Origin of the sequence: Ruminococcus sp. RTP21198st1_G1_RTP21198_201120, from assembly GCF_040924265.1 — a bacterium.
Classification (GTDB): Bacteria; Bacillota; Clostridia; order Oscillospirales; family Ruminococcaceae; genus Hominimerdicola; species Hominimerdicola aceti.
Window position 1 is genome coordinate 42,932 of the sequence record NZ_JBCOMH010000012.1, and the last position, 24,381, is coordinate 67,312.

Sequence of the window (24,381 nt, forward strand, 5' to 3'; positions counted from 1 at the left end):
TGTTTAAAATGACTTTTGAAGAAAATCTTACAAGACTTAATGATATAGTTGGTCAGCTTGAAAATGACAAGCTTCCTCTTGAGAAAGCTTTGGAACTTTATAAAGAGGGGATAGATCTGTCGGTCGAATGCAAAAAAAGCCTTGAAAGTGCAAAGCTTTCCGTAAAGGCTATGAACGGAGATAATAGCGATGAATGATATGAACAAAGCCACACTTGATTATTATGTGGAACTTATAGATAATAAACTGCTGGAGCTTACCCACTCAAAGCCTGAGCTTCAGGGTCAGGTAGTTGAGGCTATGGAGTATTCTTTGCAGGCAGGGGGCAAAAGGCTCAGACCTGTGCTTATGCTTGAATTTTGCCGTATGTGCGGCGAGCGTCAGCCTGAGAAGTATGCAGAGATAGCTTGTTCTATTGAACTTATACACACTTTTTCTCTTATACATGACGATCTGCCCTGTATGGACGATGATGATTACAGACGTGGAAAGCCCTCATGTCATAAAGCTTTTCCTGAAAATATCGCACTCCTTGCAGGCGATGCACTAAACACTCTTGCTTTTGAAGTGATTGCCAACAGTGCCATGAACGGTGTTATATCTGCCGACAAGGCTGTTATGCTTATCTCTGTTCTGGCAAGAGCAGTAGGCACTGACGGCATGATAGGCGGTCAGGTGATAGACCTTAAATATGAAAATAAAGAAATAGATGTTGATACACTGAATATTTTGCAGACCTGCAAAACAGGCGCACTTATTGAAGCCGCTTGTGTAATGGGCGTTATTCTCGGCGATAAGCTTGAGGCTATCCCATTTGCGGCAGATTATGCTCAGGCAATGGGCAGAGCATTTCAGATAGTTGACGATATCCTTGACGTAACAGGCACTTTTGAGGAGCTTGGCAAGCCTATCGGCAGTGACAGCGAACAGCATAAAAACACATATGTATCCCTTCTTGGACTTGACAAGTCAGAACAGATAGCAAAACAACTGACAGTTCAAGCACTGGGTCATCTTAAATATTTTGAGGATAGCGTTTTCCTCACAGAGCTTACATCTGATATGCTTACAAGAAGAAGTTGATAAAAAGATTGGAGATCTAGATATAATGTCGGAAATAAAAAAGCCTGATATTTATAAAATGAATTTGCCTGCCGACCTGAAAAAGCTTTCCACTGCGCAGTGTGAGGAGCTTTGCGGTGATATAAGGAAAATTCTTATAGATACGGTTTCAAAAAACGGCGGTCATCTTGCGTCAAATCTTGGTACTGTGGAGCTTACAATGGCTATCCACAGAGTTTTTGAATCACCTAAAGATAAAATCGTCTGGGACGTTGGTCATCAGGCATATACACATAAAATACTTACGGGTAGACTCAAAGAGTTTAAAACTCTCAGACAGGAAAACGGTATTTCGGGTTTTTGCAGACCTGACGAGTCAGTGCATGACGCTTTTATAAGCGGTCACAGCTCTACGTCTGTTTCTGCTGCGCTTGGGATCGCCACAGCAATGAAGCTGAGTGGTGATAAAACTCACCATGCTATTGCTGTAGTCGGTGACGGTGCTTCAACAGGTGGCGAGCTTTACGAGGGACTTAACAATGCAGGCAAAAGTGATACAAATATCATCGTTATCCTCAACTACAATGAAATGTCTATCTCAAAAAATGTTGGCGGAATGGCAAAATATCTTTCCTCCATGCGTACAAAAGAGAGCTATCAGCGCACAAAGGGCAGAGTAGAGAGAATGCTTGATAAGACGCCTGTTATAGGTAAACCTGTGAAAAATGCCGTTCGTAACTCCAAAAATGCGGTCAAGAACATGATACTTCACAGCACCATGTTTGAAGATCTTGGCTTTCACTATATTGGACCTATCGACGGACACAATCTTGAAGAACTTGAACAGGGACTTATGGCTGCAAAGGCAGTAAACAAGCCTGTTTTTGTTCATGTGAATACTATAAAAGGCAAGGGATATGCTCCTGCAGAAGCTAACCCGGGAGAGTTTCACGGGGTCGGCTCCTTTGAGATAAAAACGGGCAATCCCGACGTCGTACTTTCTGACAGCTTTTCTTCTATAATGGGAAAAGAGCTTTGTGAAATGGGAGAAAAGAATAAGCGTCTTTGTGCAGTCACTGCGGCAATGAAATACGGCACGGGGCTTCAGTATTTTGCGAAGCGTTTTCCTGAACGCTTCTTTGATGTAGGCATTGCCGAAGAACACGCAGTTACTTTCTGTGCTGGGCTTGCTTCTATGAACTATGTACCTGTTTTTGCTGTGTACTCATCGTTTTTGCAAAGGTCATACGACCAACTTATCCATGATATGGCAATAGGAGGTTGTCATGCAGTTATATGCGTTGACCGCGCAGGTATAGTCGGTGATGATGGTGAAACACATCAGGGAATTTTTGATGTTTCTTTTCTTACCTCTGTGCCAAATATGAGGATATACTCCCCGTCTAATTATGACGAACTCAGGCTGTGCCTGCATAAAGCTGTTGAGGACGACAGTGGCATTTGCGCTGTGAGATATCCAAGGGGCAGGGATCAATCACTGTATGATACATCTGATCCTGTTTCAACTTACGTTTATCGTCATATAGAGGGCGCAAAGGTTCTGCTTGTTACATACGGCAGGCTTGCAAATGATCTTTTTACAGCTATAGAAATACTCAGAAATCGTGATATAAAGTGCGATATTATTAAGCTCGTGAATATTTTCCCTATAGACAATGAGGTGGTTGATATAATGTCAGCCTACGATGCTGTGCTGTTCTTTGAGGAAGCTTATTACTGTGGAAGTATTTCAGAGAAGTATGCTTCTATCTGCCCAAATGTGGCTCAGTTTGCTATTGACGGTTTCGTGAAGCACGGAAAATGTGATGTGCTACTTGACGAGCTTGGTTTTTCAGCAGAGAAAATGGCTGATACAGTTGAGGGCTTTTTGAAAGATGAGTGAAAGACTTGATGTGTATATAGTTACGAACTGCGGCGTAAAAAGCCGAGAACGTGCCAAGCAGCTTATAAAAAATGGATTTGTGTCGGTAAACGGCAAGGTCTGCGTCAAGCCTTCTATATTGGTTGATGAGAACGACGGGGTGAAATGTAGGCCTGACGATATGAAGTTTGTCGGCAGGGGCGGACTTAAGCTTGAACACGCCTGCAATGTTTTCGGGCTTGACTTAACAGGTAAAGTTTGTGCAGATATCGGTGCTTCAACTGGGGGATTTACTCAGTGTATGCTTGAACATGGCGCAGAATTTGTCTATGCGGTGGACGTGGGTCACGGACAGCTTGATGAAAGTTTGTGCAATGACAGCAGGGTGAAAAACTGTGAGGGCGTGAATGCACGATATCTGACAGCGGATTTTTTTGACAGACCTGTGCAGTTCATAAGTGGTGACCTTTCGTTTATTTCTCTAAAACTTGTTATAAAATCCCTTTGCGATTGTCTTTGCGATGGCGGCGAAATGGTTCTTCTTATAAAACCTCAGTTTGAGGCTGGCAAGCAGGCTCTCAATAAAAAGGGTATCGTCAAAGATCGTAAAGACCATGTGAGAGTGATAACCGAGCTTCTTGGCTGTTTTCGAGCAGAGGGGCTTGCGGCTGAAAAGATAACAATTTCACCTGTTAAGGGCGGCGACGGCAATCTTGAATATCTTATTCTACTTAAAAACGCTGACATGACGGCTGACAAGCTTGGTCAGCTCAATATAAAAGAATTTGTGAACGAAGCTTTTGATAGCTTCAAAGACTAAACGCAAGAGTGGTAATATTATGAAAATCTATCTTTATCCAAATCTTGATAAAACTCATTGCTTTGAGTATACGACCGCAACATATGAAAGGCTGCACAAAAATGGTGCAAAACTTTTTATGGATAGATGCTATAAGCACGTTTTCGGAAAGCTCGATATCACTTTCTGTAGCGAAGACGAGTGTGTAAAGCAGTGTGATATGATTATTGCGATCGGTGGTGACGGAACGATACTCAAATGCTCTCTTAAGGGCTGTGAGTTTGAGAAGCCTATACTTGGCATAAACTGTGGCAGACTCGGTTTTATGGCCTCTCTTGAACATTTACAGCTTGAATTGCTGGACAAGCTTTTTTCTGGAGAATATACCCTCAGCCGCCGAATGATGTTAAACGTAAATGTCGAATGTGGCAGTGAAAATAAGTCATATACTGCGCTTAATGACGTTGCAGTAACAAAAGCTGACGATTGTAAGATAGCCGATTTTGAGGTGTCAAAAAACGGCAGACTTATTTCTTCACTTCGTGCAGACGGTGTTATACTTTCTACAGCCACAGGCTCAACAGCCTATTCAATGTCAGCAGGTGGACCTATAATCGAACCTGAAATGAAGTGTATAGAGTTCACACAGATATGTGCTCACTCGCTTTTTGCAAGATCTATGATACTTTCAGAGGACAGCGTTATGAAAGTCAAGTGTCACACTAACAGTGGCTCTCACGCAATCGTCAGCGTTGACGGTAATAATGTTTTCAGACTTTCGGCAGAGGACACTGTGATAGTATCAAAGTCAAAGTATTTTGTTGAAATCATAGATATAAGCGGCGGCAGCTTTTTCTCGTCAATAAACAAAAAGCTTATGCAGCCGTTGAAGGAATCAGCGGAGGACGGCATATGAAAAATCAGCGTCAGAATTTGATAATGCAGATTGTCAAAGACGAAAATATCGGCACTCAGGAGGAACTTCGTGAAGCGCTTAAAAGGCATGGTCTTAAAGTCACTCAGGCAACAGTTTCAAGGGATATAAAAGAGCTTTCCCTTGTAAAGACCATTGGTTCAGACGGCAATTATAAATACAGCCTGCCTGCACTCAAAAAAGATATTGCAGAGCAAAACAATGGTATTTTCGGCATAATTTCAGACGCCGTTGTGTCAGTGGATCATGCGCTTAACACTGTTGTGGTGAAATGTCATACGGGCATGGCACAGGCGGTGTGTGCAAAGCTTGACAAGTTAGGGCTTGACAATGTTGTGGGAACGCTTGCAGGTGACGACACGATATTCATACTTATGCGGACAGAAAAAGATGCGTCCCATATGGCAGAGGAACTGAGATCCTCTATTATTTCTTAAACAGCAGAGGAATGATCTAAAATGTTAAGTGAACTTTATATTGAAAATCTTGCCGTGATAGAAAAGGCGACTATAGATTTTTCTGATAAGCTTAATGTTTTCACAGGCGAAACGGGAGCAGGTAAGTCCATACTTATAAATGGAATAAATGCTATCCTCGGTCAGCGTGTCACTAAGGATATTGTGAGAACAGGCACGGACAAGGCTGTTATTTCAGCGTTGTTTACTGACATTGGGGACAATGTTTTGCAGGTACTAGACGAGCTTGGCATAAGTGCAGAAGACGGACAGCTTTTCCTTACCCGTGAGATACGTTCAGATGGTGGAAGCGTTGCAAGAGTCAACTCGAGAGCGGTGAACGTTTCCGTACTTAAAGCTATCGGAGAAACGCTTGTAACTATCCATGGACAGCACGACAATCAGATACTCATGGCTCCTGAACGTCATATAGAGATACTTGACAGCTATGCCGAATCGGAAGCTCTTATAGAAGATTATCACAGCTCTTTCAGAGAGCTTCAAAGCATTGCAAAGAAGATAAACAAGATAAAAACTGAGCAAAGCAAAAAAGAGTTTCGCATGGCTGAGCTTGCTGATATTGTCGAGGAGATAAATACGCTCAACATTCATGAAGGCGAGGATAAAGAGATAGAAGCAGAGCTTAACATCTCTAAAAATGCTGTTGCAATCTCTGAGGCTCTTTATATGGCAAAACAACTTCTTTCGGGCGATGATGACACAGATGGTGCAGTGGAGATGACGCAGAGAGCTTCAAAATCGGTTGAGGGATATACTGATATAATGACTGAGATATCGCCTATATATGACAGACTTAGTTCTGCGGCTATTGAAATGGAGGATATTTCCGAGGAGATAGGCTCACTTCTTGACAGCCTCGATATCGACCCGAAACGTTATGATTACCTTAATCAGCGTTCTGATGAACTCAGGCGTATCATGAAGAAATATGGACCTGAACTTGATGATGTACTGACTACTCTTGAAAATTCACAGAATGAGCTTGATGAACTGAGCGGAGCAGAGCAGAGCTTAGACGAGCTTAATAAAGAAAAGGAAAGACTTCTTGCGGAGGTATCAAAGAAAGCCAAAGCACTTTCAGACCATAGAAAGAAAGCAGGAGAACGGTTTGTTTCTCAGGTAACAGAGGAGCTTGAATTTCTCAATATGCCAAAGGTCAAGCTGGTGGTTCAGCAGAAAACAGGCAAGCTCACCATAAATGGCATGGATAGCATAGAGTTTCTTATTTCTGCAAACCTGGGCGAAGAGCCAAAGCCTATTGCGAAGATCGCTTCAGGCGGTGAGCTTTCAAGAATAATGCTTGCACTGAAAAACGTAATTGCAGAAAAGGACAGTATCGGCACGCTGATATTTGACGAGATAGACACAGGAGTAAGCGGCAGAGCGGCTCAGAAGATAGGTATAAAGCTGAAACAGATATCTCGCCTTAGGCAAGTTCTTTGTGTGACCCACCTTGCCCAAATGGCTGTTATGGCGGATAATCATTTGCTTATTGAGAAAAATATACAGGGCGACAGGACAGTTACAACTGTTAGAACTCTCGATCATGAGCAGAGAAAGTATGAGATAGCAAGGATAATGGGCGGTGAAAATATCACAGAGCTTATGCTTGAAAATGCTGAACAGTATCTTAAAGACGCTGACAATATGTAACACAAAGTCCCTGATGATTGCGGGGACTTTTTTTGTGAACGTACATTTATTATTTATTGTTGTAAAATTCATAGTAATGTGGTATAATAATAATCGGTAGGTGATTATTTGAAACTTGAACATATAAACGTCAAAGAAGCCGTGAGATATATGGGAATGGGCAATAACAAGCCAGACGAACGCACGGCTTTGTTGATAGATGAATGTGAAAAAGAGCTTTTGAAGGTCATTGAGCCTAAATTTGTGTACAGAGTGTTTGATGTCGCTCATAAAGAGAACGGTGTTGAGGTCATCGGTACTCCGTTGTTTCTTGGCGGCAATGATATATGCAGACACCTTGAGGGGTGCAGTAAATGCGTGCTTTTTGCAGCGACTATTTCTTCGGGCGTTGATAGAAAGCTTCGTGCTTATGAAGCAGAGGATATGGCTAAAGCTATGATAGCGGATTGCCTTGCAAGTGCGGCTGTGGAGCAGGTATGCGATATAGTTGACAACACTGTGAAAGAAAAGCTCAGCGGATATAATCAGACATGGAGGTTTTCTCCTGGTTATGGCGATCTGCCTATCAGCGTGCAGAGAGTTTTTCTTGACGTACTCAATGCGCAGAAATTTATCGGGCTTAATGCAACTGAAAATAATATACTGACGCCGAGAAAGTCTGTTACGGCGGTAATCGGATTGTCAAAAAATGAAATATCAAAAGGCAGACGTGGTTGTGCCTGCTGTAATATGAGGGAAGTCTGTCAATTCAGAAAAAGAGGAGATCATTGTGGATTTTAGAACATTACTTAAAACAAAAGAATTTGTCATACTTGACGGAGCAATGGGTACGATGCTTCAGGCAAAGGGACTTGAAATGGGTGGCACTCCTGAAGCCCTTAACATAGACAAGCCTGATTGGCTGGTGGACATACACCGCCAGTATATAAACGCAGGCTCAGACATTGTTTACGCCAACACTTTCGGTGCAAACAGACACAAGCTTGAAAAGTGCGGATATACTGTCCAGCAGGCTATCCCTGCGGCTATAAAAAATGCAAGAAAAGCCTGTGAGGGTACTGATACCTTTGTTGCTCTTGATATCGGACCTATCGGACAGCTTCTAGAGCCAACAGGAACGCTCACTTTTGAAGAAGCTTACGATATTTATAAGGAGCAGATACTTGCAGGAGCTGACGCAGACCTTATCGTTTTTGAAACAATGACAGATCTCTATGAACTTAAAGCGGCTGTTCTTGCGGCAAAGGAAAACAGCGATCTTCCTATAGTCTGCACAATGACTTTTGAGGAAAATATGCGTACATTTACGGGCGTTGCCATAAGCTCCATGGCTTTGACTTTGGAGGGTCTGGGCGTTGACGCAATCGGTGTGAACTGCTCTTTAGGACCAAAGGAGCTTTATCCTGTTGTGGAGGAGCTTTGCAAGTGGACAAATCTCCCTGTTGTAGTAAAGCCTAATGCAGGACTTCCTGACCCTGTTACAAATGAATATAACTGTTCACCTGAAGATTTTGCGGAGTTTGCAGAAAAGCTTATCCCATTGGGAGTTAAGGTGCTTGGAGGTTGCTGCGGAACTAACCCTGAGTATATCAAAAAGCTGGCTGAAATGCTCAAAGGCAAGAAGCACGTCAGCGTGCATAATGATATCCCTGCCGCTTGCTGTTCACCGACACATACTGTAGTTATAGACCAGCCAAGAATAATCGGTGAGCGTATCAATCCTACTGGCAAGAAGCGTTTTAAAGAAGCACTGCTTGCAAACGATATTGACTATATCCTTGGTCAGGCTATCGAGCAGATACACGCAGGTGCGGATATTCTTGATGTAAATGTTGGTCTGCCGGGAATTGACGAAAAGAGTATGATGGTCAAGGCTGTAAAGGCTTTGCAGGGCGTTGTCGATGTGCCTTTGCAGGTGGATTCAACTATACCTGAGGTGCTTGAAGCGGCTCTGAGGGCTTATAATGGCAAGCCTATCGTCAATTCTGTAAACGCTGAGGACAGCTCCATTGAAAATGTTCTTCCTCTTGTAAAGAAATATGGTGCGGCTGTGGTAGGTCTTACTCTTGATGAAAACGGCATACCAAAGAGTGCTGACAAGAGATTTGAGCTTGCTAAAAAGATACTTGACAAGGCGCTTGAATACGGCATTAGAAAAGAAGATGTGTATATAGATTGTCTTACTCTTACCGCTTCTGCGGAGCAGGAAAATGTTATGCAGACAGTAAATGCAGTGGAACGAGTAAAGAACGAGCTTGGACTTAAAACAGTTCTCGGTGTATCGAATATCAGCTTTGGTCTGCCTAGCAGAGAGATAGTTAATCACAACTTTCTTATGATGGCGCTCACAAAGGGTCTTGACCTGCCGATAATGAATCCTAATATTGATTCCATGACGGCAACTGTTCGTGCCTACAAGCTTCTGACAAACATTGATAAAAACTCTGTTGACTTTATTTCTCACTACGGTGGCGAGAAAAAAACTGCTCCTGCCGCAACAGGCGCAAAAGCTGAGATAGACTTGCCGTATGCTATCGAAAACGGTCTGAAGAAAGAAGCAGCTGACCTTACTGCAAAGCTTTTGCAGGAAACAGAAGCCATGAACATTGTCAATGATATGCTTATCCCGGCACTTGATAAGGCTGGTGCAGAATTTGAAAAGGGCAAGCTTTTTCTGCCGCAGCTTATCCAGACAGCAGGCACTGCACAGGCTTGCTTTGAGGTAATAAAAAATTACATTCTGTCAACGGGTGAAAAAAGCGTTTCTAAGGGCAAGATAATCCTTGCAACAGTAAAGGGTGATATCCACGATATCGGCAAGAACATTGTAAAGGTACTTCTTGAAAACTATGGTTATGACGTTATTGACCTTGGCAAGGACGTTGACTATCAGACAGTAGTTGATTGTGCAATAGAAAATGACGTACATCTTATCGGTCTTTCTGCGCTTATGACAACAACTCTTGTGAGCATGGAAAATACAGTTAAGCTTCTTCGTGAAAACAATGTTGACTGCAAGATAATAGTAGGCGGTGCGGTGGTAACGGCTGACTATGCAGAGCAGATAGGCGCTGACTATTATGCAAAAGACGCAAAAGAGTCGGTAGATATCGCAAGAAAATTTTTCGGAAACTGAATAAAATAACTATGACCTCCCATAATCTGAACAACAGATATTTATGGGAGGCCATTTTTAATGAAAAAGTTTGTTACAGCTATCATCATTTCATTTGTCGTTACAGTAAGCTCTGCAGGCATCAAAGCCGCTGCTTTTTCCTCATCAAACCTTGGGGCAGCGTTCGTTTTGAGCAATGTTATGTCAGATGAAAAAAACGATAAAAATGGCAGTGGCATAACTGTTATAGACGGCAATAGGGAAGATATAAAGTTTTCTTTTAAAATAGCCGAGATAATTAAAAGCCTTTTTAGATAAGTGTACATTTATTTGTACTTGTATCAAAAGTACGATTGACTTTTGAGCCTTGCCGTGTTATTATATAAATATCAATCATAACGGAGGCTCATTCAATGGTAACAGTTATAAGCGGTGGCTCTCACAGTGGACGTGACAAAGTTTTCATAGATAAGATCAAGTCTGCTGTAAAAAACGGCGAGCAGGTCATGGTCATAATACCAGATCAGTTTTCTTTTGAATATGATAAAAAACTGTATGAACACCTTGGTGCGGCAGATTTCAACGTCATACAGACTGCAGGCTTTAACCGTATCGCTGAGTTCACAGAGAAGCTTTATGGCGGTAGTGCAAAAGAAAATGCCGATGATAACGTCCGCACTATTCTTATGTATAAGGCTGTCAGACGTCTTAAGCAGACCAAGGATATCCGCTTTTATAAAAAGAGTCTTGAAAAGGGCAGTTTCTTAGCCGAACTTAATGAACTTGTGAGCCAGTTTCGTGAAAGCGGAATAACACCACAGGATCTAGCTCTTGCTGCTGAGAAGCAGAGCGGCTCTCTTGCCATGAAACTTTTTGATATTTCAAGACTTTATGATTTTTACATGGATGAGCTTGAAAAGGCAGGAATGCAGGATACACTGTCTGCAATGGCAAGAAGTGTGGATCAGGTCAAGGAAAACGGATATTTCCGTGGAATGACAGTTTTTGTTGACGCTTTCAACGATTTCTCTTTTGATGAACTTAAAATGCTTGACGCTTGTATCGCACAATGCAAGAGTATAACGTTCTCTCTATGTATCGACAATGAAAGCATTAGAAGATATTCAAATCACCCTTTTGCTGATACTCTTAAAACGTTGCAACAGATAACAGATATTTCCGCTGATCATAATTACAAGGTCAACACCATAGAGTGTCACAACAGTTCATTCAAAGCCCCTGAACTAGAATATATCAGCAAAGAGATTTACAACACCTGCAAAAAGCCATACATCGGAAAGTGCGAAAATGTTTCTGTTATATCAGCAACGGATATTTACGAAGAAAGTGAATTTGTCAGTGGAAAGATATGGGAACTTGTCAGAGGAAAAGGCTATAAATTCAGTGACATAGCTTTGCTTGCAAGAAACCTTAAAGATTGTGCTTCCGTTTTTGAGGGTACGTTTGACAGATATGAGATACCATATTTTTCAGACTGCAGTGACAGTGTTTCTTCATCATCTCTGGTGAGGTATATGAACTCGCTTTTCAAGTGCTTGCTTTCAAGAAAGTATTCCACGGACAATATTTTGAAATACATAAAATCGCCGCTTTTTCCAATGCTGAATATCGAGATATCAAATCTGGAAGACTATTGCATACGCTGGAGCGTTGATGGTGATATGTGGCTCAGTGATTTTACTGTTGCAGGTGATCTCAGCGAAAAACAGCTTGAAAAAATAAACTGCTCAAGACGAAAGATAATCGAGCCTTTTGAAGCATTTAAAAGCAAACTTGTTAAAGACGTTACAGCAGGGGAACTGTGCCGTGGGCTTTATGATCTTCTTGGCAGCATTGAGCTTTCTCAGCAGACCTTTTCTGTAGTAAAAAAGGCAGGAACTTCGGATAACGAAACTCAGCTTGAAATGGCAAGAGGATTGAAACAACTTTGGAACTCTGTTCTTTCGGCTATCAAATCCGTCTATGACTGCATGAATGACGAAGTTATCTCCCTCCGACAGTTTTATGAGCTTTTCAAGCTCATGCTTTCGCAAATGAGTGTTTCACGTCCTCCGCAGAAACTTGACTGCGTAAGGATATGCGACCCGAGCCATTCAAGGCTTGAGGGCGTAAAGGCTGTCTTTCTTGTTGAGGTGAACGACGGCATATTTCCTGCGACTTTAAGCTCTGGTGGACTTATCACAGAAAATGAAAAAATGATATTAGAGGGAAGCGATATTCATATCTCACACAGCGCAAGAAAATCTTTTCAGACAGAGAAGCTTGTGTGCTACAACGCTTTTACCCTTGCAGACGAAAAGCTCTATGTGCTTTATTCAGAATCTGACCTTGTAGGAGAAGCTCACCACCCCTCTGCACTTGTTTCCGAGCTTAACGGAATGTTTGGCAAAATCAATACCAAAGCTCAGGATGTGGGGCTTGATTTTTACTGCACTTCTTTCAGGACAGCTTACTATAAATATATGGAACATTCCCGAGATAAAAACGCTACAGTTTCTGCGATTAGGTCTGTGTTGGGGTTATCGCAGGAATATGCCGAGAAACTTATGCGAACAAAGAATCTTCATGAAAACGGTGACTATAAGCTTGACGAAAAGACAGCAGAAAAGCTTTTCATGTCAGAACAGCCTGCAAAGGTCTCGCCTACTCAGCTTGATACATATTATAAATGCCCGTTCAATTATTTCTGCAAGTATGGTCTTGGTCTTAAAACTGTCAGAAAGGCAGACATCGACGGGCTTAACAGGGGACTTATCATTCATCAGCTTCTTGAAAAGATAATGCGTAAAGGTGATGACGGCACAGGCTTTGACAATGCTTTCCTTACTCTCTCAGATGATGAGATAAAAGAGTATATCCACAAAAACGTTACCGAATATATAAAGGAAAGCCTTGGTGGAATGTTCGGAAAATCTCCGTCATTTGTATTTTTACAGGAGCGTATGGAAAGCAATATCCTGCATATCATTCGTTTTATGCAGAATGAGCTTCTTCACTCAAAATTCAGACCTGCGCTTTTGGAATACAAAATAGACAAGTCCGAAGGAGAAGACAGACTAATCATAGACGTAAACGGCAGAGATAAGATAATCCTTACGGGAATTATCGACAGAGTTGACGTTTTCGAGGACGAGAACGGTGAAAAATATGTGAGGATAATCGACTATAAAACAGGCTCTATTGACCTTAAATATTCAATGCTCTACAATGGCCTTAATTTGCAGATGTTCGTGTATCTTACCGCTTTACTTGAAACCAAAAATCCAGTGAATATAGACGGTGGATTGAAGCAGGCTGGTATCGTATACTACACGCTAGGAAACAAGCCTAAAACATACGAGCAGACAGCCGACGCTGACATAGAAGAAGCCGAGAGCAGATCACGGCTAAACGCTTTCAAGCCTATAGGAAAAGTCGTTGATATAAAGGTTGTCACTGAAGCTTTCAGCTCAGAAGAGAATTACGCCTATGCGCCTTTTAAATATTCTAAAACCAACGGCATTTCAGGCACTATTCCAGACGGTTTTTTTACAAAGCTCAGAGAATTTGCTATAGGCAAAGTGGCGCAATTTGGTGAACAGCTTTGCCAGGGAAACATTCAGGCAAGACCTGTGGCGGAAGCCTGCAAGCACTGTGATTTTCACGATATCTGCGGCAGGATAAACCAAGATGACGTTACAGACGTGAAAGACAGCGTTTATGAAGAAAAACTTATGGAAGAACTAACTGACAGAAAGGAGAAAAAATAATTGGCTGATACAAAATGGACCAAAGAGCAGGAAAGAGCCATTAGTGACCGTGGCAAGGGCATTATAGTTTCAGCGGCGGCAGGAAGCGGCAAAACCACAGTGCTTATAGAACGAATGATACAACTTCTTTCTGATGAAAAAAATAAAATACCTGCCGACAGACTTCTTGCAGTAACATTCACAAAAGAAGCCGCTTCAAGCATGAAAGAAAAACTCAGCCGTGCTTTTGACGAACAGCTTCGCCGTGACCCTGAAAACAAGTGGTTGCTTAGTCAGCAAAATCTTATCCAGCTTGCGAGGATATCTACAATAAATTCTTTCTGTCTTGACCTTGTGAAAAGTAATCTACATGAATTTGATTTTCAGGGAGGACTTGATATACTTGATGACAGTGTGCAAAATCTTATTTTGCAGGAAGCTATCACGCAGGCTTATGAAAAGCTTTGTGAAGAAGATTATGAAAGCTACAAACTGCTGAAAAACGCTTTTGCGGATAAAACTCTCAATGAAATCACCGACAATCTTTATAAATTCATGCGTTCGCTGCCGTTTTCTAAGCGTTGGAGAGCAGAGGTACATAAAAATTTTACTGATGATAAGATTTTTGACAGCTTTATAAAAGATAATATATGTGTAGCTCAAACAAAGCTGAAAGAAGCATTTTCAATGTATGAGGTTTTTGAAGAATATGCCTGCCGTAAAGAGATAGAAGGCATCCCTTTTATAAAACATATCAAAATGAATGAAACTGCCGACAGTGACAGAGAACTTCTTCATAGGTTAAGAAAGCTTCTTGAAAGCGGCGATATAGATACTATTGCTAAGTCAGATTGGAAATTCAGCACCATAAAAAGATTTCCCACAAACAAGGCTTTCAATGCATCACTTGACGATGATATTCGCATTAAGTTCAAGGACAATTATGCCTTCTGTGCATCATACAGAAACAAATATAAAGATATCGTAGCTAAAATTACCGATATGTTCAATAACACAAAACTAATCATGAAGGAAAATATGCTTGAATCTGACAGAATATTTACTGTTCTGTGCAGGGTATGCGAAGATATAGACAAGATCTCACAAGAAATGAAGCTTGAACGAAATGGCGTTACTTTTTCTGACGTTGAGATAATGGCGAGAGAATTGCTTGTAAAAGATACCGAGAATGGACCTGTTCGCACGGAGCTTTGCGAGGAAATTCGCAAAAACAAGCTATATGAGCTTATTTTCATAGACGAGTTTCAGGACGTGAATAATCTTCAGGAGCTTGTTTTCCGCTCGCTTTCTGATTCTGATAACTTGGATATCATGGGCAAAAATGTTTTTGTGGTAGGCGATATAAAGCAGGCTATATATCGTTTCAGACTCTCAAATCCTGAACTTTTCAGCAAAACGAGAAATGACGCTTCCGCACCTGAAAACAGCGAACAGCTCGAGGCTATCTTGCTAAGCAAGAATTTCAGAAGTCGTGAGTCTGTGGTTGATTTTGTAAATTTTCTGTTCCACTATCTTATGACACAGCACACAGGTCAGGTGGATTATGATAGAAATGAAGAACTTCGATACGGTGAACTTTATGATGAAAATAACAAGCCTACAGAAATAATGCTCATACCTTTTGATAAGGACTACAAAAAGACAAATGGCTATTCTGTGGAGAACAAAGTAATAGCACAAAAGATAAAGCATATGCTTGAAAACGGTGAGGAAGTCAAAGATCATGGCTCTCTAAGGCCGTGCCGTGCAGGAGATTTTTGTATACTTGTTCAAAAGAATGATGAAATTACCCTTATGGCAAAAGCCCTTGAAGAAGTAGGTCTGAAAGCATATTCTGAGGATACAAACGGATACATGAAGTCAAGAGAGATAACACTTGTGCTGAATATGCTCAGGGTAATTGACAATCCTATGAACGATATTGCAATGACAGCTATCATGATGTCGCCTATCATGGGATTTACGCCTGATGAAATGGCGGCAGTAACAGAAAAGTCAAAGAAGCCTAACAGCAAACTGAAAGACCATATCTATCAGGTGGTAGCGGCGTCAGCTTCTGCTGAGGACAGCCACGAAAAGGAAGCTACTCATATAAGTTTTAATAATAAAACATTGCAGGATAAGTGCATAGAGCTTAATAAGCTTATTAATTCCCTGCGTTATCTTTCAATGAGCATGGGTCTTGAACGGCTCATAAGAAAAATATACGACATGACCGACCTTATGGGGATCGTTTCGCTGTATCTTGATTCTGATAAAAAGCGAGCAAACCTTCGTCTGCTTCTTGAATATGCTTCATCCTATGAGCAAAATAGTCAGGAGGGCGTAACTGGTTTTCTAAGATATATCGACTCTGTGTCCTCAAATGAAAAAGCCTTTAAGCAGGCAATGACGGTAACAGAGGGCTCAGATTCCGTTTACATAAAGACCTACCATGCTTCAAAAGGTCTTGAATATCCATTTGTATTTTTATGTCAGCTTGACATACCGCTTATAAAGAAAGACAAAGGTTACTGTTCACATAACAAGCTGGGCTTTGCTTTCAGTTTTATGGATAACAGCAAACTTATGAGAAAAACTTCACTTTACTATGATAAGCTTTCAAAGGAATCAAAAGCAGAGGAAAAAAGTGAAAAACTCCGCCTGCTTTATGTTGGATGTACAAGAGCAAAAGAAAGACTTTTTGTAAGCTACGCACCGATTATTTACAGCAATACCACATATGAAAAGGTTATTGAACGTAAGGCGGGAATAGTTGACAGGCTTAGAAACATATACTCAAAGCAGGGAGATTCTCTTGAAAATGTTGTGGCGGACGCTGAAACGATGCTTGATTGGATAACAATAACGCTTGCACTTCACTCCACGGGTGATCAACTCACATCTTGGCTTGGCACTGATAATATAGCTGTCAGCGGGGACGAATATCCTGAGCCTGAGATAATATATAATGAATACGGCATTGAAAATACAGAACAGACACAGGAAGAAGATACATCTATTAACGAAATAGAAGCGGACAAAACAATGCTTAGAAATCTTCTTGACAAATTTGCATTTGAGTATGACTGGTCAGGAGTATCAACACCAGCAAAGCTTACTGTTACGGAGATAACTGCGGCTGAAAAAGAGAAGCAGACAGAGAAAACCGAACCTGAGTTTTATCCTAGTCTTCCACGGCTTGATGATGAGTTTGATAAACTATCAGCAGCGGAAAAGGGAACTTTTACCCACAAATTTATGGAGTTATCGGACTATGATAAGGCACATGAAAGCGTAAAAACAGAGCTTGAACGTCTTGTGAATCAGGGGTACTTCAGCCAGAAAGAAGCTGACGGAGTTTATGTTGAAGCACTTGAAGCATTCTTTAGATCTGATTTTTATGAGCGTGTGAAAAATTCCGATAATGTGATGCGTGAAAAGAAGTTTCTTGTTTCAATGAGCGATCTTGACTTAAGTGAAAATCTTCCTGAATATAATGGTAACAGCGGAATGCTTCAAGGTATCGCCGATTGTATCTTCCACGAGCCTGACGGATATGTTATTGTTGATTATAAAACTGACAGATTTAATGATTTGTCACAGCTCATGGGCTATAAAACACAGCTTGCACTGTATAAAGCATCGTTTGAGATGATACTCGGAGAGAAAATAAAAAGCTGTTATATTTATTCATTTTGGCTGCGAAAAGGGGTTGAAATCAAGCTCTGAATGTGATATAATGACATATAGAGAGTTTTGATAATATTTTTTTGAAATAATTTGAGAAAAGGTATTGACAAGTGGGTAAAAGTGTAGTATAATATCATGGTAAACAAAGCAGAACAATGTCCGTTCTCACCTTAAGCGCAGTTCTCTGTAGTAAAAAGGTCAACATGAATTTGCATATCAATGTGATTTTATGCGGGTACGGATCAGTTCTGTGCCCGTTTTATTTTATTTTTGGAGGTGCTGCGTCATTAGCAACAGGGAACATCAGATCAACGAAGAGATCCGTGATAAAGAACTCAGGGTCATAGACGTTGATGGAAATCAGCTTGGTATTTTAAGCGCTGACGAGGCTCTTAAAATTGCATTTGAGAAAGATCTTGATCTTGTAAAGATCGCTCCTCAGGCAACTCCGCCTGTATGCCGTATCATGGATTATGGCAAGTTCTGTTTTGAACAGACAAAGCGTGCGAAGGAAGCAAAGAAAAATCAGAAAGTTATCGAGATCAAGGAAGTTAGAATGTCATCTACGATCGACACTCATGATTTTAATGTAAAGGTCAATCAGGCTGTTAAATTCCTTAACGGAGGAGATAAGATAAAAGTTTCTGTAAGGTTCAAGAAAAGAACTTTGGCTCATCCACAGTTCGGTGAAGAACTTCTTGCAAAATTCAAAGACGCTATCTCTGAAGCCGGCGTTGTTGACAAGCCATCAAAAATGGAGGGACGCAGTCTTGTGATGTTCGTTTCTCCGAAAGTAAACAAGTAAAATAATAAGGAGGATAAATACAATGCCAAAGATCAAAACACATTCTGGTGCTAAGAAGCGTTTCAGTGTTACCGGTAGCGGTAAGGTTAAGTTCCAGCACACAAACAAAAGACACAGACTTACTCAGAAGGATCACAAGCGTAAGAGAATCCTGCGTGGTGCAGCTTATGCAGATGATACTAACATCAAGAACGTAAAGGCTCTTATCCCTTACAAATAAACGAGTTGTAGGGAAAACAAATTTTAAAAATTTCAGGAGGTAATAACTATGGCTCGTGTAAAGGGAGCAATGATGACTCGTAAGAGAAGAAATAAGACTCTGAAGCTTGCTAAGGGATACTTTGGTGCCAAGAGCAAGCACTTCAAAATGGCTAAACAGGCTGTAATGAAGTCAGGTCAGTATGCATACATTGGAAGAAAGCAGAAGAAGAGAGATTTCAGAAAGCTTTGGATCACAAGAATTTCAGCAGCTGCTAAAATGAACGGTATGAATTATTCAACATTCATGAACGGCGTAAACAAGGCTGGTATCAATCTTAACAGAAAGATGCTCTCCGAAATAGCTATCAGCGATCCTGCTGGTTTCACAGCGATTGCAGAAAAGGCGAAGGCTGCTCTTTAATAGTCAAAAACACGCACGTTCTTGTAACCTGCGTGTTTTGTTGTATATTAAGGCAACACCATATATGACGCATTTGGCAATTAAATGATTAAATTTTCAGAATAAGAGGTGACGCAGTTTGCATATTAATAGTAAAGATAACCCTAGAGTGAAGCTTTTCAGAAAGCTTCTGTCATCAAAAAAAGCTAGGGAAGAACATGGATTGTTTGCTGTTGAAGGTGCAAGAAACTGCGTTGACACCGCTTATGAAGCTGTGTGCGGAAGAATAAAAGTCCATTCTGTTTTCTATACTCAAACGGCCTTGACTAAGTATAAAAATACACTTAAAACTGATAGCCTTTTCTCGTGTGCAAGACCCGAAGATGTTTTTGAAATATCTGATGAGCTTGCGAAAAAGATGACAGATGAGGGAAACTCTCAGGGCATTTATATGATCGTTTTTAAGGTCGATTTGCCTTTTGCGGCTGAGTATATTGACAAAAAAGGGAAGTATCTCGTTCTTGATAATTTACAGGACCCAGGTAATTTGGGTACGCTTCTAAGAACTGCCGATGCCGTAGGCGTTAGTGGAGTAGTTATGACAGATAATTGCGTTGATCTGTATAATCCAAAGGTGGTTCGTTCCGCTATGGGAAGCATTACAAGACTTGATCTTTTTGTAGTGGATAATTTTCTGAACGTCGCAACGCTTTTTGATGAGCTTGGTATCGTTACAAATGCTGCAGTTGTCAGAAACGGTGAAAATATCACAGAATTTGATTTTGACAGACCGTGTGCTGTTGTAATAGGAAACGAGGGCAAAGGTTTGCCTAGAGAACATTCAGACATTTGTAAAAATCGTGTGACTATTTCTATGCACGGCAATATAGAATCACTTAATGCTGCTTGCGCAGGCACAATCATTTTGTGGGAAATGTTTCGAGGTGGCAGTCATGGATAAAGAAAGACTTTTATTGTGGATAAGAGCGGTTCTGATTTTCACTCCATCGAGCAAACGTATATGGGAAGTTTCTGCAAATTATGATGATATAGTTGAGTTCATGACTGCACTCGATGATCATATGGTCAGCGGACTTAATGATAAAGAGCTCCAGAGGATAGGAAAATATAGTCTTAAAGACGCAGAAATCATAAAAAAACGCTGTGAAGAGCTTGGCATAAATATTTATTGTTACGAAAGTGAGGGCTATCCTGACAGACTTAAACGGATCGCAAATCCACCTGCTGTTCTGTATACTTATGGTAACCTTGACTTTTTAAACGATAAATGCGTTATTTCAGTAGTAGGCTCCCGTGAGCCGTCTGAATATTCTGTAAAGATAACGAAGCATATTTGCGCAGATCTTATAAGAAGAAACTGTCTGCTTGCTTCGGGGTTTGCAGGCGGTATAGATCAGATCGCTAACAAGGTAGCTATTGAAAATAATAGTAGACCTATAGCTGTGTGTGGCACAGCTCTTGATTGTGATTACCCTAAGGGAAGTAACGAGCTAAAAAAACAGATCGCTGAGAATGGAGTAGTAATATCAGAGTATTTTCCGGGTTATAAACCATTTGGAAATGCTTTTGTGAATCGCAATAGGATTCTTACAGGACTTTCAAATGCAGTGCTTTTTACTGAGTGTAGCAAGGAAAGTCATGGTCTTGATAATGTCAATCACGCCATATCTCAAGGAAAACAGGTATTTGTAGTACCGCCACATGATATCTATGATAGTCGATATTTCGGACAACGTGATCTCATAAGAAATGAGTGTCAACCTGTGTTCGGCGTAGAGGATATAGTGTATTCGCTTGGCAATGAAAGGTATCAATCTCTTAGACTTGTGGAAAGCCTGGGAGAGTTCACGCTTCCTGCTGAGGATTCTGCTATACTTAACAATGGCGAGCCTAAGACAGTGAAGCACAGAAAAAGCAAAAGAAAAGTGCCTGACAGCAAGACTGTTTCTGAAACAGAAGTGGTAAAGCCAACACCTGAGCCTGATCTGTCAGGGCTTGATGACACACAAAAGAGCATTTGCAAACTGTTAAAAAGCGGAAATATGCTTGCGGACGAGATAGCCGCAAAGCTTGGTATGGATATCTCTGATGTGCTTGCACAGCTAACGGAGCTTGAACTTTATGGCACTGTTAAGTCATATCCGGGCAAAATGTTTGGACTTTAATATATATTAAGAATGGAGAATAGATTTGTCTAATTTGATCATAGTTGAGTCACCAACGAAGATAAAAACAATTAAGCGTTATCTTAGCGATGATTATGAAGTCGTGGCTTCAAAGGGTCATGTCCGTGACCTGCCAAAATCAAAGCTGGGCGTCGATATAGATAATAATTTTGAACCTAAATATGTCAACATAAAAGACAAAGAGGGCGTTATAAAAGATATAAAAAAGCTTGCAAAGAAAAGCGACCATGTTTATCTTGCAGGAGACCCTGACCGAGAGGGAGAAGCCATTTCATGGCATCTCGCATTGCTTTTGGGTCTTGATCTGAATGATAAAAACCGAGTAACTTTCAACGAACTTACTGAAACTGGTATCAAAACTGGAATGAGCCACCCACGTTCTATTGATATAAACCTTGTTAATGCACAGCAGGCAAGACGTATCCTTGACAGACTTGTGGGCTATAAGCTTTCACCTTTTCTTTGGAGAAAGATAAGAAAAGGACTTTCAGCGGGCAGAGTTCAGTCTGTCGCAGTTAAAATGATATGCGACAGAGAAAACGAGATAAGGGCATTTGTATCTCAGGAATATTGGTCCATTGACGGAAAATTTTCTGCAAACGGTGAAAGAAAGACCTTTGCCGCAAAGCTTAATACAGTTGACGGAGAAAAGCCAGAGTTGAAAAATAAAGAGCAGGCTGACGAGATACTGAAAAGACTTGAGGGTGCCGAGTTTGTTATCGACAAGGTAAAAAAGAGCGTTCACAGAAAATCTCCTGCCGCACCATTCACCACCTCGACTTTACAGCAGGAAGCGTCAAGACGTCTCAGCTTTCAGGCGAGAAGAACGATGAAAACCGCTCAGGAGCTTTATGAGGGTGTTGAGATAAACGATATGGGTCAGACAGGTCTTATCACCTATATGCGTACTGACAGCCTTAGAATTTCTGATGAAGCAAGAGCAGCGGCATATGATTTTATCAAAAAAAAATATGGCGATAAGTATATCCCTGACACACCGAAAAAATATAAAACTAAGGGCAACGCTCAGGACGCTCATGAAGCCATCCGACCAACACACCCAGAGGTAACACCTGATATGGTAAAGGCAAGCGGAGTGACGAGTGACCAGTACAAGCTTTATAAACTCATTTGGGAGAGATTTATAGCTTCTCAGATGTCAAACTGCCTTATGGACACTGTTTCTGTTGATATCTCTGCAAACGGTTGTAACTTCAAGGCAACAGGCTATTCTGTAAAGTTCGACGGATTTACTGTTCTTTATGAAGAGGCCAAAGACGATGAGGGTGAAAAGAAAAACGTGCTTCCTCCAATAAAATCTGGTGACTCAATAAAGGTGCGTAACCTTGAGGGAAATCAGCATTTCACTCAGCCACCTGCAAGATACACAGAAGCGACTCTCGTAAAAGCGTTTGAGGAAACAGGCATCGGCAGACCTTCAACTTATGTTCCAACTATTACAACCATAATAAACAGAAATTATGTTGAGCGTGACGGAAAACAGCTTAAGCCGACTTCGCTTGGCGAAGTAACAAACCAGCTTATGAGCGAGCATTTTGATAAAATAGTTGATGTTAAGTTTACTGCAAACATGGAGAAATCTCTTGACGAAGTGGAAAATGGCAAGAAAAGTTGGGTAAAAACTTTGCAGGACTTTTATAGTGACTTTGACGAGGAATTGACTGAAGCTGAGGAAGCCATGGACGGGAAGCGTATCAAAGTGCCTGACGAAGAAACAGATCAGGTGTGCGAGCTTTGCGGCAAACCTATGGTAATAAAGATAGGCAGATATGGCAAATTTATGGCTTGCTCAGGTTTTCCTGAGTGCAAAAATACCAAGAAAATAGTTCAGGAAACAGGTGGAATTTGCCCTTACTGCGGAAAGAAAGTGCTTCTCAAAAAGTCTAAAAAGGGCAAGAAATATTACGGCTGTGAGGATAATCCTGAGTGTAAGTTCATGACATGGGACGTTCCTACCGAAGAGAAATGCCCTAAGTGTGGCAGTACACTTTTCCAGAAAGGCGGAAAGAACGGAATACTTATTTGCCATAAGCCTGATTGCGGATATGAAAGGAATTTATCTAATGGCGGTTAAGGTAATAGGTGCAGGACTTGCAGGCTGTGAAGCTGCGTGGCAGTTAGCCAAAGCAGGGATAGACGTTGAGCTTTATGAAATGAAGCCGAAAAAGTTTACGCCTGCCCATAAATATATGGGCTTTGCAGAGCTTGTCTGCTCAAATTCATTGAAAGCGGACAGAATAGATTCAGCCGCAGGTATGCTAAAAGAAGAAATGCGCAGGCTTGGCTCTGTTACGATGGAATGTGCAGCTGAAACTAAGGTATCAGCAGGCGGAGCACTTGCTGTTGATAGGAAAAAGTTTTCCGATATGGTCACGGCAAAGATAATGGAAAATCCTCACATCACTGTTATCGAGGAAGAAGTCACAGATATACCTGATGGCGATGTTATAATCGCAACAGGTCCTCTTACAAGCGATGAGCTTGCAGAGAGTATCGGCAAAATATGCGGTGATTATCTGTATTTTCATGATGCCGCCGCACCTATCGTCACATATGAAAGTCTTGATAAGGATAAGGTGTTTTTTGCTTCGAGATACGGCAAGGGAGAAGCTGATTATATAAACTGCCCTATGAATAAGGAAGAATATCTCAGGTTCTATAATGAACTTATCAATGCGGAATCCGCTCCGCTCCATGATTTTGATAAGGAGCATTTTTCTAAGGACGGCTTCAAAGTTTACGAGGGCTGTATGCCGGTTGAGGTCCTTGCAAAACGTGGTGAGGACACAATGCGTTTCGGTCCGCTGAAGCCTGTAGGTTTGACAGATCCACGAACAGGCAATAGACCTTATGCCGTCGTTCAGCTTCGTGCAGAGAACGCAGAGGGAAGTATGTATAACCTTGTGGGCTTTCAGACAAACCTTAAATTTGGTGAGCAGAAAAGAGTATTTTCTCTTATCACAGGACTTGAAAATGCAGAATTTATACGCTATGGAGTTATGCATAGAAACACTTTCATCAATTCGCCTAAGCTGTTAAACCCGCAGTTTAATATGCGAGATAGAGATAACCTCTATTTTGCAGGTCAAATGACAGGCGTTGAGGGATATATCGAATCGGCGGCAAGCGGAATTTTTGCAGGGTTGAGCATGGCAAGACGTTTGCAGGGCAAGCCTGCGGTTACCTTGCCTGATACCACAATGCTGGGTGCGCTTTCAAAGTATATAAGCGATCCTACTGTGGAGAAATTCCAGCCTATGGGATGTAATATGGGTATCCTGCCTGAGCTGCCTGAACGTATAAGAGATAAGAAACTGAAATATAAGATGATAGCTGAAAGGGGTCTTGCAGACCTTGACAAGGCTATTGAGGAATTTTAAGGAG

At 41.2% G+C, this 24,381-nt stretch carries 19 protein-coding genes; all 19 read left to right on the plus strand.

Going from position 1 to position 24,381, the window contains the following annotated elements:
• Positions 1-8 precede the first annotated feature (8 nt).
• The 19 genes from xseB (at position 9) to trmFO (ending at position 24,377) form a co-directional block, all read left to right on the plus strand.
• Entirely contained in the window at positions 9-197 is a 189-nt protein-coding gene (xseB, locus tag AB5627_RS09060; protein ID WP_022286854.1) for an exodeoxyribonuclease VII small subunit, read from the plus strand.
• On the plus strand, positions 190-1,083 hold the full coding sequence (locus tag AB5627_RS09065) for a polyprenyl synthetase family protein (protein ID WP_022286855.1): 894 nt from the start codon (positions 190-192) through the stop codon (positions 1,081-1,083). Before xseB ends, AB5627_RS09065 begins: the two co-directional genes overlap by 8 nt.
• 25 nt (positions 1,084-1,108) lie before the next feature.
• Positions 1,109-2,965, plus strand: a complete 1,857-nt coding sequence (gene dxs, locus AB5627_RS09070) for a 1-deoxy-D-xylulose-5-phosphate synthase (RefSeq protein WP_117863782.1) — start codon at positions 1,109-1,111, stop codon at positions 2,963-2,965.
• Complete coding sequence (locus tag AB5627_RS09075) at positions 2,958-3,764, plus strand: TlyA family RNA methyltransferase (protein ID WP_022286857.1); 807 nt, start codon at positions 2,958-2,960, stop codon at positions 3,762-3,764. Before dxs ends, AB5627_RS09075 begins: the two co-directional genes overlap by 8 nt.
• A gap of 19 nt (positions 3,765-3,783) precedes the next feature.
• Entirely contained in the window at positions 3,784-4,659 is an 876-nt protein-coding gene (locus AB5627_RS09080; RefSeq protein WP_117958204.1) for an NAD(+)/NADH kinase, read from the plus strand.
• Positions 4,656-5,114, plus strand: coding sequence for an arginine repressor (argR, locus tag AB5627_RS09085; RefSeq protein WP_022286859.1), 459 nt, complete (start codon positions 4,656-4,658; stop codon positions 5,112-5,114). The genes AB5627_RS09080 and argR overlap by 4 nt, the downstream gene beginning before the upstream one ends.
• Positions 5,115-5,135: 21 nt before the next feature.
• Positions 5,136-6,806 (plus strand): DNA repair protein RecN, encoded by a 1,671-nt coding sequence (gene recN, locus AB5627_RS09090; RefSeq protein ID WP_267300379.1) that lies wholly within the window; start codon positions 5,136-5,138, stop codon positions 6,804-6,806.
• Positions 6,807-6,914: 108 nt separating this feature from the next.
• On the plus strand, positions 6,915-7,586 hold the full coding sequence (locus tag AB5627_RS09095) for a vitamin B12 dependent-methionine synthase activation domain-containing protein (RefSeq protein WP_022286861.1): 672 nt from the start codon (positions 6,915-6,917) through the stop codon (positions 7,584-7,586).
• Positions 7,576-9,942, plus strand: a complete 2,367-nt coding sequence (locus tag AB5627_RS09100) for a homocysteine S-methyltransferase family protein (protein WP_022286862.1) — start codon at positions 7,576-7,578, stop codon at positions 9,940-9,942. Before AB5627_RS09095 ends, AB5627_RS09100 begins: the two co-directional genes overlap by 11 nt.
• A 60-nt stretch (positions 9,943-10,002) precedes the next feature.
• The gene (locus tag AB5627_RS09105; RefSeq protein ID WP_022286863.1) at positions 10,003-10,239 is read left to right on the plus strand and encodes a hypothetical protein; all 237 of its coding nucleotides are present in this window, start codon (positions 10,003-10,005) and stop codon (positions 10,237-10,239) included.
• 95 nt (positions 10,240-10,334) lie between these two features.
• Complete coding sequence (locus tag AB5627_RS09110; protein ID WP_022286864.1) at positions 10,335-13,691, plus strand: PD-(D/E)XK nuclease family protein; 3,357 nt, start codon at positions 10,335-10,337, stop codon at positions 13,689-13,691.
• On the plus strand, positions 13,692-17,402 hold the full coding sequence (locus AB5627_RS09115; protein WP_022286865.1) for a UvrD-helicase domain-containing protein: 3,711 nt from the start codon (positions 13,692-13,694) through the stop codon (positions 17,400-17,402). It begins immediately after the preceding gene.
• 211 nt (positions 17,403-17,613) lie between these two features.
• On the plus strand, positions 17,614-18,168 hold the full coding sequence (gene infC / locus AB5627_RS09120; RefSeq protein WP_022286866.1) for a translation initiation factor IF-3: 555 nt from the start codon (positions 17,614-17,616) through the stop codon (positions 18,166-18,168).
• 22 nt (positions 18,169-18,190) lie between these two features.
• Positions 18,191-18,388, plus strand: a complete 198-nt coding sequence (gene rpmI / locus AB5627_RS09125; RefSeq protein ID WP_022286867.1) for a 50S ribosomal protein L35 — start codon at positions 18,191-18,193, stop codon at positions 18,386-18,388.
• 48 nt (positions 18,389-18,436) lie between these two features.
• The gene (gene rplT / locus AB5627_RS09130) at positions 18,437-18,790 is read left to right on the plus strand and encodes a 50S ribosomal protein L20 (RefSeq protein WP_022286868.1); all 354 of its coding nucleotides are present in this window, start codon (positions 18,437-18,439) and stop codon (positions 18,788-18,790) included.
• A gap of 118 nt (positions 18,791-18,908) precedes the next feature.
• Positions 18,909-19,730: an RNA methyltransferase gene (locus AB5627_RS09135; RefSeq protein WP_022286869.1), complete on the plus strand. Its 822-nt coding sequence runs from the start codon at positions 18,909-18,911 to the stop codon at positions 19,728-19,730.
• Positions 19,723-20,955 (plus strand): DNA-processing protein DprA, encoded by a 1,233-nt coding sequence (locus AB5627_RS09140; RefSeq protein ID WP_022286870.1) that lies wholly within the window; start codon positions 19,723-19,725, stop codon positions 20,953-20,955. Before AB5627_RS09135 ends, AB5627_RS09140 begins: the two co-directional genes overlap by 8 nt.
• Positions 20,956-20,980: 25 nt before the next feature.
• Positions 20,981-23,071: a type I DNA topoisomerase gene (topA, locus tag AB5627_RS09145; protein ID WP_022286871.1), complete on the plus strand. Its 2,091-nt coding sequence runs from the start codon at positions 20,981-20,983 to the stop codon at positions 23,069-23,071.
• A complete protein-coding gene (gene trmFO, locus AB5627_RS09150) occupies positions 23,061-24,377 on the plus strand; it encodes a methylenetetrahydrofolate--tRNA-(uracil(54)-C(5))-methyltransferase (FADH(2)-oxidizing) TrmFO (RefSeq protein WP_022286872.1) in 1,317 nt (438 codons plus the stop codon). The genes topA and trmFO overlap by 11 nt, the downstream gene beginning before the upstream one ends.
• Positions 24,378-24,381: the final 4 nt, after the last annotated feature.

Coding starts and splice junctions, on each gene's coding strand:
- xseB (WP_022286854.1), top strand. CDS start 9: ATGACTTTTGAAGAAAATCTTACAAGACTTAATGATATAGTTGGTCAG.
- AB5627_RS09065 (WP_022286855.1), top strand. CDS start 190: ATGAATGATATGAACAAAGCCACACTTGATTATTATGTGGAACTTATA.
- dxs (WP_117863782.1), top strand. CDS start 1,109: ATGTCGGAAATAAAAAAGCCTGATATTTATAAAATGAATTTGCCTGCC.
- AB5627_RS09075 (WP_022286857.1), top strand. CDS start 2,958: ATGAGTGAAAGACTTGATGTGTATATAGTTACGAACTGCGGCGTAAAA.
- AB5627_RS09080 (WP_117958204.1), top strand. CDS start 3,784: ATGAAAATCTATCTTTATCCAAATCTTGATAAAACTCATTGCTTTGAG.
- argR (WP_022286859.1), top strand. CDS start 4,656: ATGAAAAATCAGCGTCAGAATTTGATAATGCAGATTGTCAAAGACGAA.
- recN (WP_267300379.1), top strand. CDS start 5,136: ATGTTAAGTGAACTTTATATTGAAAATCTTGCCGTGATAGAAAAGGCG.
- AB5627_RS09105 (WP_022286863.1), top strand. CDS start 10,003: ATGAAAAAGTTTGTTACAGCTATCATCATTTCATTTGTCGTTACAGTA.
- AB5627_RS09110 (WP_022286864.1), top strand. CDS start 10,335: ATGGTAACAGTTATAAGCGGTGGCTCTCACAGTGGACGTGACAAAGTT.
- rpmI (WP_022286867.1), top strand. CDS start 18,191: ATGCCAAAGATCAAAACACATTCTGGTGCTAAGAAGCGTTTCAGTGTT.
- rplT (WP_022286868.1), top strand. CDS start 18,437: ATGGCTCGTGTAAAGGGAGCAATGATGACTCGTAAGAGAAGAAATAAG.
- AB5627_RS09140 (WP_022286870.1), top strand. CDS start 19,723: ATGGATAAAGAAAGACTTTTATTGTGGATAAGAGCGGTTCTGATTTTC.
- trmFO (WP_022286872.1), top strand. CDS start 23,061: ATGGCGGTTAAGGTAATAGGTGCAGGACTTGCAGGCTGTGAAGCTGCG.